Source organism: Oceanisphaera avium, from assembly GCF_002157875.1.
GTDB lineage: Bacteria > Pseudomonadota > Gammaproteobacteria > Enterobacterales > Aeromonadaceae > Oceanimonas > Oceanimonas avium.
Genome location: NZ_CP021376.1, coordinates 600953 through 613020 on the forward strand (window position 1 = coordinate 600953; position 12068 = coordinate 613020).

Sequence of the window (12068 nt, forward strand, 5' to 3'; positions counted from 1 at the left end):
CGCCTAAGCGCTAATCCATAATAAGACGCCACAGCCATTGGCCGCTGTGGAAAATGGGCATTAATTATTATTAAGGGAAAGCGGTGTTTATTTGGGAGGGTGTGTCTGAGTTTGTCGCGGTAGTAGAGCGAGCAAGTTTTACCCAAGCAGCACAGCAACTACAGGTGTCTACCGCGCACGTGAGTCGCCAAGTCAGTGCCCTTGAAGCGCGTTTGGGTATTAAGCTGTTATATCGCACCACGCGTACGGTGTCGGTGACGGAAGCGGGGCAGCAATATTATCAGCACTGTCGAGTTGCGCTAGATGGCTTAGAAGAGGCGCAGCATCAACTAACGCAACGCCAAGCAGAGCCCCAAGGAAAACTTAAGATCACCGCCCCCGTTACCTTTGGTGAAAATACCTTAGCGCCGCTCATTAATGACTTTTTAAAACTCTACCCCAAGCTAGATATCCAGCTGCATTTAACCAATCAACAGCTTGATCTGGTGGCGGAAGGTTATGACTTAGCACTGCGTTTAGGGAAATTAGCAGACTCCAGCATGATGGCCAAGCGCTTAGGGGGACGTACTCAATATGTCTGTGCTTCACCTGAGTACCTTAAGGCGCACGGCCGGCCGCTACATATTACTGATCTCGAACAGCATAATTGTTTATTAGGCAATTTAGACTACTGGCGGTTTCAAGAACAGGGCCAAGCGCGAAAGGTGAGCGTGCGCGGGAATCTGCGCGCTAACAGTGGTTGGGTATTATTAGATGCCGCCCTTAAGGGGATTGGCGTAGTGCAATTACCGGATTACTATCTGCGCGATGCCTTAGCCCACGCGCATTTAGTAGCGTTACTAAATGAGTTTACGCCAGCGGATGATGGCATTTGGGCGCTGTACCCTCATAATCGGCATTTATCTCCTAAAGTGCGTTTACTATTAGATTTTTTTAGCCAACGACTGCCTAATGCCACCCAAATATAATCACTGGCCTCAAGTAGCGCGGCCGCTACTGTTTGGACTTGTCTAGTGCATGACCATTATTTGTGCGCCTGGTCAGTTATCTGGGTAGCAAGCTGTGGCTAATGCCTAGAGTTTGCTATGCTGGCGCTCGCTAAATAAGGAGACAAGATGCGCATCGTTTTTGCATTATTAGGCGGGCTGGCTTTGCTATTAGGGATTATTGGGGTATTTTTACCCGTTATGCCTACGACGCCGTTTATCTTGTTAGCGGCATTTTTATTTAGTAAGTCTTCACCCAAAATTCATGCGTGGTTAGTTAATCACCCTTGGTTTGGCCCATTAATCCAAGACTGGCAAGCTCATCGGGGCGTACGCCCACATATTCGTCGTAGAGCCTTGTGGATGATGGCAATAAGCTTTAGTTTCTCTATGTATGTACTGCCGTTATGGCAATTAAAGTTAGGGTTAGCGTTGGGGTTTGCGATAGTGGTGTTTTGGTTTTTACGCTTACCCGTTATTAGAGACGCTCCTTAAACGATAAAAGTAACGAAAATTGGCAAGGAAGCCAACGAGGTTGCATGGCGTAAAGCGTGTAACTATCTAGGCCTAGTCGTCGCAATGTGTTTCGTCTTGTTATTACAACAGGCAGCCCGGTGGGCAATTAAGGCGGCGTTTATGATGACACTTTCACTATGAAACAAGAAACCTTAAAACTAATTGCAGACAGTATTACTTCTATTGCTGACTATCCTCAACCCGGTGTGGTATTTCGCGATATCACCAGTTTAGTAGAAAACGCCGCGGCCTTTAAAGCCAGCATTGATGCACTGGTTGACTTGTATCGCGATGCAGGGATTAACAAAGTGCTGGGCACGGAAGCGCGAGGGTTCATCTTTGGCGCCCCAGTGGCGGCTGCGCTCGGCGTGGGGTTTATTATGGCGCGAAAGCCAAATAAGCTGCCTCGAGAAGTCATAGAGGTGGCCTACGATCTGGAATACGGCCAAGATAAATTACAAATCCATATTGATGCCATTGCGCCTGGTGAAAAAGTGCTGATTATTGATGACTTGCTGGCCACTGGCGGGACCGTGGAAGCGGCTGTTAAATTGGTGCGCCGTTGTGGTGGTGAAGTGCAAGAAGCGGCGTTTGTCATTGCCCTTCCTGCGTTGGGCGGCTTACCGCGTCTTAATAAATTAGGGATCCGTGTGAACAGTCTTATTCAGTTTGATGGGCAATAACTGCCAATGAATTATCAGGTTCTCGCTAGAAAATGGCGGCCCCAGCGCTTTAATGAAGTAGTGGGCCAGCAGCATGTATTGAGTGCGCTGGTAAATGCACTGGCACAAGGGCGCTTGCATCACGCTTATTTATTTAGCGGCACCCGCGGGGTGGGTAAAACCTCCATAGCTCGACTGTTAGCTAAGGCGCTTAATTGCGAACAAGGTATTACTGCTGAGCCTTGTGGTACTTGCAGTAGTTGTGTTGAGATTGAGCAAGGTCGCTTTGTTGACTTACTAGAAATTGATGCCGCCAGTCGTACTAAGGTGGAAGACACGCGCGAGCTGCTGGATAATGTGCAGTATCAGCCAGCCCGCGGGCGCTTTAAGGTGTACTTAATTGATGAAGTGCACATGCTATCGCGCCATAGTTTTAACGCCTTATTAAAAACTCTAGAAGAGCCGCCGCCGCACGTTAAATTTTTACTAGCCACCACAGATCCGCAAAAACTGCCGATTACGATTTTATCCCGCTGTTTGCAGTTTCACTTAAAAAGCTTGTCGGCTGAGCAAATTAAGGGGCAGTTGCAACATATTTTGCAACAGGAGCAGTTGCCCTTTGAAGAACAAGCCACCGCAGCTTTAGCCCGTGCTGCCGATGGCAGTGTGCGTGATGCACTAAGCCTGACTGATCAAGCACTGGCTTTTGGCAATGGTCAGATAAACTTGATTGATGTGGAAGTGATGCTGGGGAATTTAAACCACAACCAGCTAATGACTTTAGTGAATGCGCTGCTAAGCGGTGAGGGTGGTGTAATGTTGGCCCAAGTGGCAGAGCTTGCCAGTATGGGGCCGGATTACGATCATATTTTAAAAGAAATGGTGGGTTTTTGGCACCAATTAGCATTAGCACAAATTGTTGCAGCGCCTGCAAGCTTGCCCTTTGCGAGCGAGTTAAATCGCTTAGCGCCGCTGATATCAGCAGAGCAAATTCAGCTGTATTATCAAATTTTCTTACAAGGGCGTAAAGATCTGCCCTTTGCCGCAGACGGTCGCGCCGCACTGGAGATGACCTTGCTGCGCGCACTGGCCTTTAGCCCCAAATCGGTAACTCCAGCCCAGCAACAGGGGCATAGTCAGCCACACAGTGCACACTTAACCGTAAAAAAGCCTGAGTCGCAGCCAGCACCGCGCCCGCTGTCTGCGAGCACCCGCAATGAGCCGTTGCCCGCATTAAGCCTTGGCCAAGATGAGCAAGCCGTTGCACCTCAGATCGAGCCCGCACTCGCGCCGCAAATAGGCGACCTGTATCACGAGCAAGAGACAATTTTAGCGCAAGCAGCAAAGTTTGGTTATCAAGAATACAGTGATCACGCGACTTTACCTGCTAAGGCCGAGTTATCTACTGAGAAAACAACGGCCGAGCCGATCACTGAAAATACCACCGAACCAGAGTTAGACGCGAAAAGCCCAGCCATAGAGGCGGCAATGAGCGATGAGGCTGCGGATAACGTGGCGCAAATACGGCGGTTATTACAAACCCGCAATCGCTTGCGCAGCCAAGAAGTCGAGCCCTTGGCTAGTCAACCTACTCGGTCATCATTAGCCGCAGCTAAAGAGCCTCTTGCAAGTAAGGAATCCTCAACAAATAAGGGGTCTTTAGCAAGTGAGGAGCCTTTAGCAAATAAAGAGTCTTTAGCAAGTGAGGAGCCTTTAGCAAATAAAGAGTCTTCAACAAATAAGGGGTCTTTAACAACCGAGCAGCCTTTAGCAGCTGTACCGCCCTTAACACAGCCGCAACAAAATCCTCTAGCTACAGAGCGAGAGTTTGGTCAACGCCAGAGTGCTGAGTTAGTCCCCTTAACCGCCTATGACGACATTAGCCAAGCCGAGTCAGACGACGCGCCGCCTTGGTTAGATGACACAACTTTAGCTGAAAATATCATCGTTGAGCCCCAAGGTGGCGTACAAAAAACTGTCCCCGTATCGAGTACAGTTGCTGTTTTAAAAAGTGCGGATGCGGGCAAAAATAATCCAGGTGCTAAAAGTAGCGCTTTATCGAGTGTGCAACGCCCTAGCACTGTAAGTGCAGCAGGGGAGCCTGAGCCACTTAAAGCCAGCAGTTTGTTAGCGTTTGCTACTGATAAATGGGCGCGCTTGGTATTTGAATTATCGTTAGGCGGTTTATTGCGCCAACTCGCCATGCACTCCAGCCTTGAACAAATGGCAGAGCAGCAGTGGCGATTATGGCTTAAACCTGCCCATAAGCACTTATTTAATGAGGAAAGTACGCGCGAGCTTAAGGGTTTATTAAACGCCCATTTACAGGCCACTATTTCGCTTGAGGTGCAAATAGGCGAGCAAGAGCATCAGCGAACGCCGGCAGATATTGAACGCGAGCTTTATTTAGCCGCTATTGCTAAGGCAAAAGATGAAATTGAGGCCGATGATGCGGTACAATTTTTAATATCGCGCTTTGCTGCTCAGTTAGACAGTGACAGCATAGAGCCTATGAACCCCTAGTGGTCGTACATTAAGTATGTATGCCGAGCTATTTTTAACTAATTGTATTTTTAACTAACTAAGAGTGAGCTGATATGTTTGGTAAAGGTGGAATGGGCAATATCATGAAACAGGCCCAGCAGATGCAAGAAAAAATGCAAAAACTGCAAGAAGAATTAGCACTGTTAGAAGTGGTAGGTGAGTCCGGTGCAGGGTTAGTTAAAGTGACCATGGCGGGCAGCCATTCAGTGCGCCGCGTTGAGATTGACGATAGCCTGTTACAAGATGACAAAGAATTGCTGGAAGACTTGTTAGCGGCTGCCGTTAATGACGCTGTGCGTCGCGTGGAAGAGCAAAATAAAGAGCGCATGGGTGAAGTAACCGGTGGTATGTCATTACCCCCGGGCTTTAAAATGCCGTTCTAAGATAACTTGGGGCTAGCGCTAGCCCCTTATTTTACTGTGCCCAACCTCATTTAATTCCTTATTATTATCCTGATTTTGTTGCTCTTTGGCTTAATCTTAAGATATTCCTCGATGTTATTAAGAGTCTCCCTATGCGCTTTAGTCCTTTGTTGGATGAGTTAATTAAAAGTTTGCAAATTTTGCCAAGTGTGGGTCCTAAATCAGCGCAGCGCATGGCGTTTGCGCTACTAGAGCGCCAACGCAGTGGCGGGCGCCGCTTGGCTCATGTTTTAGATGAGGCCTTAGAAAAAATTGGCCATTGTCGCCAGTGTCGTACTTTTACCGAAGAAGATATTTGCCCCTTGTGCGCTAACCCAAAGCGCGCCCAATCTGGTCAATTATGCATAGTAGAAAGCCCGGCTGATGTTGTGGCTATAGAGCAAACGGGTCAATACTTGGGCCGCTATTTTGTACTCATGGGGCACTTATCGCCCCTCGATGGCGTGGGGCCAGAAGAGCTTGGGCTTGATAAATTAGAACACTGGCTTGGCGATGAGGCGTTTTCTGAGCTGATTTTAGCTACTAACCCAACAGTAGAGGGGGAAGCGACGGCCTATTATATTGCTGATATTGCCAAGCATCATGGGGTGAGTGTTAGTCGCATTGCCCACGGTGTGCCCATTGGTGGAGAGCTTGAGCTAGTGGATGGCAATACCTTGAGTCACTCTTTTATGGGGCGCAAGCATTTTGATAATTCCTAATACCAGATAGGACTATTACTTGCGCCCTTAGTTTATGCGCCTCAGGCGTGGTGCTCACTCGAGGGATCAGAAGCGTGGTTAAGAGCAAGAGGGGGGACAGAGGTACTGACTGTTACTCTCTCTAAGGCGGGCGCTCCTAAACTGGCTAAGAGTTGTATACAGCCATTTGCTTGTGAAATACCTGCGCTGGCCTCAACGAGTACGGCGCGCTCAATATCACAGGCTTGATAACCTTGTAAGTAAAGCTGACTGAGTGCGAGATGCAGCGGACCTAAGCTGGGATTAAAGCCACTATTTTCTAAATAGCGCCCGTGGCAAATTTGTCCATCTGTTAATAACAAGACCACGCCTGCATAATTTCCTGTGTAAGGGGCATAACTGGCACTGGCTTGATCCCACGCCATTAGCGTTAGCGCATCTTCCATGCCCTGTTGGCTCGCTAATAAAGAAGTATTAGAAGAAGTGAGCAAGCCATTAGACTGAGCGGGTTGCGCCGGATTAAAGGCGTGGGGTAATAGCTCTTCTAGCATAGCGTAATGCTCCGGCCAGCTAACGAGCAGCGATGTCTGATTAAGCTCTTGTAGGAACTGGCGACATTGGCCACAAGGCGCATGGCTAATAAAGATTTTTTCTAGGTGTTGCTCGTCCCAAAGCATAGCGTGACCCACCGCTGCTTGTTCAGCATGTACAGTGTGGCTAAGGGATTGATGAGCAAATTCAAGATTAGCGCCTAAATACCAATAACCTGAGCCACCTATAACTAGCGCGCTTACTTGCAGCTTAGAAATGGGCGTGTGTGCTTTAGTTTTGGCCTGTTCTAGTAAGGCAAAGGCGAGCGCATCTGTGCCTAAGTCACAGGTCTCAAGCAGCAGTTGGACTTGCTCTGGGCTATAGCGAATGACGTGACTCAGTCTATGTTGCTCCAGCGTTTTTGCTAAGGTATCACTCATTATTTGCTCCTCTGATGAGTAGTAAAGTAAGCCTGCCTTAAGCTAGGTACTGACTTATCCTATCAACCAAAGATACAAATGAAACAGAGGTGGCGCCAATAAGGCGGTGGCAATGCCACACACCACCATGGCTAAGGAGGCAAAGGCGCCTTGTACCGGCCCCACTTCGGCCGCTGCCCCTGTGCCAATCGCATGCGCGCCTGCGCCCATGGCTAATCCTTGGGCTTCGGGGTGGGTGACACCAGCTAATTTAAGCAAGGGAAAGCCAATAATGGCGCCCATCATGCCCACAATAATCACCAAGCCTGCCGCGATAGCAGGAATGCCCCCATAGTTTCACTCACGCTCATGGCCAGCGGCGTGGTAATAGACTTAGTGGCAATGGAGGCCAGTAACTGAGGATTGGCGTGTAAAATGCCACCCAGTAATAAGGTGGTGCCCACCGAAATAAATACCGAAATGCTACAACACAGCACAATCGGCCACAGCTGTTGGCGGATTTTCGCCAATTGTTGATATAACGGCAGAGCAAACGCCACCACTGCTAATTCTAATAACAAGGCCAACGGCTGGGTGCCTGCTTGATAGGCTCGGCTGTCTTGGCCGGTGAGTAGCAGCAAACCAATAATAATGAGGGCGGGCAGCATAATGGTATTAATAAGTGGGCTTTTATAATGGCGTGCTAATTTTTTAACCGCTAAATATAAGAGCGCCGTTAGCGGCATGGCTAACCAAACCATCATGCTTGCATCCTTTGATATAAACGCCCAACCGCCAGTAAAATAAGGATGAGCCCACTTAAAGCCGCACTTAAAATTAAGCCTAAGCCTTCACTTAACACATCTACATAGCCTAATAACCCCGCCGCTACGGGGATAAATAGTAACGCCATATGGCGCAGCAATAGCTGGCCACTGTGGTGGATCCAAGACAGAGGGATCAACTGACAAGTTAATAAAAAAAACAGCACTAATAAGCCCATAATGCTGGCAGGAAAGGCAAAAGGCAGCAGCAACACTAATGCTTTTCCCAATAACAAGCAGGCAATTAACACCATAAAACCCCGTGTTAAGAGAAACAGGGGATTATTAAGTAGCCGACTAAAGTGCTTGCACATAACGGGCGACGGCCTCCAGTAATGCTATCTTGGTTTCATCTTCTTGATGCGCTAGCGCCAGTTGCTGCAAGTTTTGCATATAAGGCTCAACTTGCCCCGAGAGTTTATCCTGACAGTGTTGGCGCCAGTGCTGCCATTCAGACTCGGTTAAGGTGTGAGGGTAATTACGCGCCCGATAGCGAAATAATAACTCACTGAGACGGGGGTCATTAAATTGCAAAGGTAGATCACCTAAAGCTTCCGGCTGAGCGCTATGAATAAGGGCCATGGCGGCTTTGTCGGCGGCGCCAAAAAAACCACCTTCATAAAGGGCGCCATCTACATCCGTGGTGGGCGCAAAATGATTGGGTAGTTGATATAGCGCCACTACTTTTTCTCTTAGCTCGGGATGGCGACGGATAATATCTAAACTGCGCCGACACTGGGCTCTATCTATGCCGAGCTCATCGGCTCTTTGCTCACTTAAGGCACCGGCTTTGGCGAGCGAAGGGCACTTATTAATGTGCACCAGTTTAATCGGTATCGGTAAATGCTCTCCTAAGTCCGCATGCTTAGTATAAAGCCGCTCTTTGAGTTGTTCCGCAGTCAGCTCCAGCAAGGGGCTAAGATCCATGGCTAAATTAACGCAAATAACGGCATTGTTGTTGTCAGGATGCCAAGCCAGTGGCGCAATCCAAGTCGCACAGCCTTGCCAAGCAGAAAACTGCCCTGAGACATGCACTAAGGGGGTGGCGTTGGCGATATCTATCAGCGCTTTAACTTTATGTTTATTACGCAGCTCAAATAAGTAATCAAATAGTTTAGGCTGAGCGGTGCGTAATAATTTAGCCACGGCGATGGTTGCGCGCACATCAGATAACGCATCGTGGGCATTAGCATGGGCAATATGATTCGCTAAAGTGAGTTGCTCTAACTTAAAGCTGGGTTTGCCATCTTCATCTTCTGGCCACTTAATGCCCTCAGGGCGCAGCGCGTAAAAGGTGCGTACTACATCCAGTAGATCCCAGCGTGAATTACCTTGTTGCCAACTGTAGGCGTAGGCATCATAAAAATTGCGGTATAAGGTGTAGCGGGTAACTTCATCATCAAAGCGAATATTGTTATAGCCCAAAATACAGGTATTAGGCTGACTAAATTGCTGATGAATACGCTTAATAAACTCAGCCTCACACACGCCTTGTTGTTGAGCCTGTTGGGGCGTGATACCGGTAATGAGGCTGGCCTCAGGGGAGGGCAAATAATCGCTGGGTAATTGGCAGTACCACATCTTAGGCTCGCCAATTTCATTAAGCTCACTATCGGTACGAATGGCGGCAAATTGTACTGGTCGGTCATAGGCGGGGTGCAAGCCTGCCGTTTCATAATCATGAAATAAAAAAGACGGTGGATTTGCAGGCTGACTCATAATCACAGTTTCTTAAATGATAGGGATGCACTGTAAGGCAGTGGATCAATAAAACAAAGGTGATAAGGGTATCATGTCGCTAAGGGAGCGGTAAGGGGAAGACGAAGTGGTAATAGAGGGTGGTTAATACTAAGCGCGTCAACTTTTGGTATTAAGATAAGCAGTGATGAGTCTTGATTAAAAGCGAGCTGCTTGAGCACGCTCGCTTTTAGTTACAACTAAGCCTTGGGATTACTCACCGCTATCTTCCACAGGCTCAAAGTCATCATCCGCCGCACTGCCAGAGGTCATAGGCGAGCATAAACGGTGCACGCGCTTAGGCCCAATCACCTTAAGATATTTTAACCATACCTTAGCTTGCTTACTGTCAGTGGCATTGCCTGCTTGCACTTGCTCTAGAAAGCGTTGTTCTTCTGGGCCATTAGGTTGCGCTTGTCCGCTGTATAAGGCTAACAGCGCATGGCCTGACTCTTCCAGCAGTTGGGCTTCTGCTACTGTAAACTCGCCACAACGACGCAAACCGCGAGGAAAATGGGCGAAGTCCTGAAATGGCTTGTTTGACTCAAAGCTCATGTTCTTTCTCACTTTTATTAATGGCTCTTTGATTCGCGCAAAGTATGGCACTCAGCAGAAGGAAGCAAAATCAAAATTTTTAACGTCACGTTAAAAATATTTTAATGCTTCAATTGTAGAAGCATTTTAGGCTAACTGTAAGCTTAGGCTGGTCGCGTCAATCTTAGTCTTAACTGTCGCTATGACTGTCTGTACCTTCATGAGTCAGCTCAATAAACCGTGGGTGTTGGCGTAGCTGATCAAATTCTTCATCATCGGACGCCACTTCTCCTAAGTGCACATTATTTTTAACTGCTAATTCTAAATCAGATAAGGCTTGCTCCTCATGCCCCATTCCCGCATGAGCACAAGCACGTTGATACAAGGCATGAGCGTTTTGTTGATCCACTTGTAAAACGCGATTACATAAGCTGAGCGCCCATTGACGTTCATTCATCATTAGCGCCGCATCTGCTTTGTGGGTCATGGCATCTAAGTCGCCGGGTTTGATATCAAGTATCTGATCATAAATATCAATTTTAGCCTGCGGACTTTGTTCTTGACTGGCGCGCAACCACAAGCCGTGAATTTCTTGAAAACGCTCAATCTCACGATAGTTCTCTGCGATGACTTTGGTCTTGCGCTGCAGTTCACGCTCAATTTGCTTTAATTTATGCTCATAGGTAGTGGTGATTTTTTTCATCTCGGTTTCTGCATAGTCCCGAGCGGTTTTCTTTAGCTCTCTTAAGGACTGCCAACCGATAATGGCTAATACAGAAGCAACCCCTGCTAATAGATAGAAAAAGTAAGTTACCGTCACGTTCGCATAACTTATCGCTTTATCGGCGACGTTCAGTTCTTTTTGCACAATTTCGTCGGTCACTTTTACTTGGAATTTTGCCATCTCGGTGCGCAGCGCCTTAAGTTCATCAAGCATGTAGCGCTCCATAAAAGGAGTGAGGCGGGTGCGAACTTGGCTTTCAGTCTCAGCCTGCGCTTGGGGGAGGAGCTCACCGGGTGGGTCTTGGGCGAGAGAAGAGAAAGAGCATACTAATAAGAAGCTAAAAACTAAAAACTTTGCCATTGGGTACCTAATACAAGTGAAAGCTTGAATACTGTAATGAGGGTAACCTTAGGCTGGCAGAGGTACAAATAATGTTAGGGTAAGGCTAGCGCCTTACCCTAAGGCGTCATCAAGCTAACTCAACTTCTTCAGCTTGCGGACCTTTTTTACCTTGCGTGACGATAAAGCTTACCGCTTGACCTTCTTGTAGCGTTTTAAAGCCATCGCCGTGGATGGATGAAAAATGGACAAAAAGATCCGGCCCCGATGCGCGAGTGATAAACCCAAAGCCTTTTTCTTCGTTGAACCATTTAACTGTGCCTGTTTCTTTTGTGCTCATAATCTGTGTCCGATACTGTCCATAGAGGTGACAACAGGGTATTGCCACTTACTTGAGAATAGCAGCTCTTTCTAAGGGCGCTAATAATGGCGATAAGCCCTGTGAGCACAGGGCTGATAGTTAGCATGGCCGTAGTAATTATTTATTAAATTAAGACCAAAATGCATGGCTCCCTAATTAAAAAAAGCGAACTTCGCTTGCATTTGACCGATGGTTTGTTAGGTTAATAGAGGATTTTTACTTAGCCCACTAACTAAATAAGGTTAGGACTATAAATGATTGCTACTGACACGGACACAGAAACTAAGATTGGCTTGCAACTGATGTTGCGCCACCCAAAATCAACCGACGGTTATCAGATAAACCGCTTAATCGAACGTTGTAAACCTCTAGATACTAACTCCACTTATTGTAACTTACTGCAATGTTTACACTTTGCTGATACCTGTATTTTGGCAGAAAATCAGCATGATGGCGCACTACTGGGGTTTATCTCTGCCTACCGCAAACCTGCTGAGCCAAACACCTTGTTTGTCTGGCAAGTAGCCATAGATAAACGCGCACGTGGTGAAGGCTTAGCCCGCACTTTGCTCACTAACTTATTAGCCTCTGAAGCCTGTGCTGGCGTTACTCATCTTGAAACCACCATTACTGCGGATAATGCCGCTTCATGGGGTTTATTTGAAAGCTTTGCTCGTAGCCAAGGCACCGACTCAGGCAGTCGTAACCTTCTCTTTGATCAGCATCATCACTTTAACGGTGATAGCGCCAGCGAAATTTTATTTCGCATTACCCTTGGCTAATCGTCAC

At 47.5% G+C, this 12068-nt stretch carries 13 protein-coding genes and 1 pseudogene; 7 read left to right on the top strand and 7 right to left on the bottom strand.

Annotated features, from left to right (window positions below; genetic code table 11):
- The first annotated feature begins 83 nt into the window (after nt 1-83).
- The 6 genes from CBP12_RS02725 (at nt 84) to recR (ending at nt 5831) form a co-directional block, all read left to right on the top strand.
- Nucleotides 84-968 (top strand): LysR substrate-binding domain-containing protein, encoded by an 885-nt coding sequence (locus tag CBP12_RS02725; RefSeq protein WP_086962717.1) that lies wholly within the window; start codon nt 84-86, stop codon nt 966-968.
- A 147-nt stretch (nt 969-1115) separates the two neighbouring features.
- A complete protein-coding gene (locus CBP12_RS02730) occupies nt 1116-1481 on the top strand; it encodes a YbaN family protein (protein WP_086962719.1) in 366 nt (121 codons plus the stop codon).
- Between the two features lie 158 nt (nt 1482-1639).
- On the top strand, nt 1640-2185 hold the full coding sequence (gene apt / locus CBP12_RS02735) for an adenine phosphoribosyltransferase (protein WP_086962721.1): 546 nt from the start codon (nt 1640-1642) through the stop codon (nt 2183-2185).
- A 6-nt stretch (nt 2186-2191) separates the two neighbouring features.
- On the top strand, nt 2192-4687 hold the full coding sequence (gene dnaX / locus CBP12_RS02740) for a DNA polymerase III subunit gamma/tau (protein WP_157420031.1): 2496 nt from the start codon (nt 2192-2194) through the stop codon (nt 4685-4687).
- Between the two features lie 74 nt (nt 4688-4761).
- A complete protein-coding gene (locus tag CBP12_RS02745) occupies nt 4762-5091 on the top strand; it encodes a YbaB/EbfC family nucleoid-associated protein (protein ID WP_086962723.1) in 330 nt (109 codons plus the stop codon).
- A gap of 131 nt (nt 5092-5222) precedes the next feature.
- Nucleotides 5223-5831, top strand: coding sequence for a recombination mediator RecR (gene recR / locus CBP12_RS02750; RefSeq protein ID WP_086962726.1), 609 nt, complete (start codon nt 5223-5225; stop codon nt 5829-5831).
- Nucleotides 5832-5872: 41 nt separating this feature from the next.
- On the opposite strand, the gene cdd is transcribed toward recR, so the two are convergent.
- The 7 genes and pseudogenes from cdd to CBP12_RS02785 form a co-directional block, all read right to left on the bottom strand.
- Nucleotides 5873-6781, bottom strand: coding sequence for a cytidine deaminase (gene cdd, locus CBP12_RS02755; RefSeq protein WP_086962728.1), 909 nt, complete (start codon nt 6779-6781; stop codon nt 5873-5875).
- Nucleotides 6782-6835: 54 nt separating this feature from the next.
- Nucleotides 6836-7524: pseudogene (locus CBP12_RS02760) on the bottom strand (LrgB family protein).
- Complete coding sequence (locus tag CBP12_RS02765; protein ID WP_232455128.1) at nt 7521-7838, bottom strand: CidA/LrgA family protein; 318 nt, start codon at nt 7836-7838, stop codon at nt 7521-7523. Before CBP12_RS02765 ends, CBP12_RS02760 begins: the two are co-directional and overlap by 4 nt.
- A gap of 43 nt (nt 7839-7881) precedes the next feature.
- Nucleotides 7882-9303, bottom strand: a complete 1422-nt coding sequence (gene sbcB, locus CBP12_RS02770; RefSeq protein WP_086962733.1) for an exodeoxyribonuclease I — start codon at nt 9301-9303, stop codon at nt 7882-7884.
- 231 nt (nt 9304-9534) lie between these two features.
- Nucleotides 9535-9876: a DUF413 domain-containing protein gene (maoP, locus tag CBP12_RS02775; RefSeq protein WP_086962735.1), complete on the bottom strand. Its 342-nt coding sequence runs from the start codon at nt 9874-9876 to the stop codon at nt 9535-9537.
- Between the two features lie 169 nt (nt 9877-10045).
- On the bottom strand, nt 10046-10939 hold the full coding sequence (locus CBP12_RS02780; RefSeq protein ID WP_086962740.1) for a tetratricopeptide repeat protein: 894 nt from the start codon (nt 10937-10939) through the stop codon (nt 10046-10048).
- A 109-nt stretch (nt 10940-11048) separates the two neighbouring features.
- Nucleotides 11049-11258 (bottom strand): cold-shock protein, encoded by a 210-nt coding sequence (locus CBP12_RS02785; protein WP_086962742.1) that lies wholly within the window; start codon nt 11256-11258, stop codon nt 11049-11051.
- A 275-nt stretch (nt 11259-11533) separates the two neighbouring features.
- Between CBP12_RS02785 and ectA the strand changes: the two genes are divergently transcribed.
- On the top strand, nt 11534-12061 hold the full coding sequence (ectA, locus tag CBP12_RS02790) for a diaminobutyrate acetyltransferase (RefSeq protein WP_086962744.1): 528 nt from the start codon (nt 11534-11536) through the stop codon (nt 12059-12061).
- Nucleotides 12062-12068 lie beyond the last annotated feature (7 nt).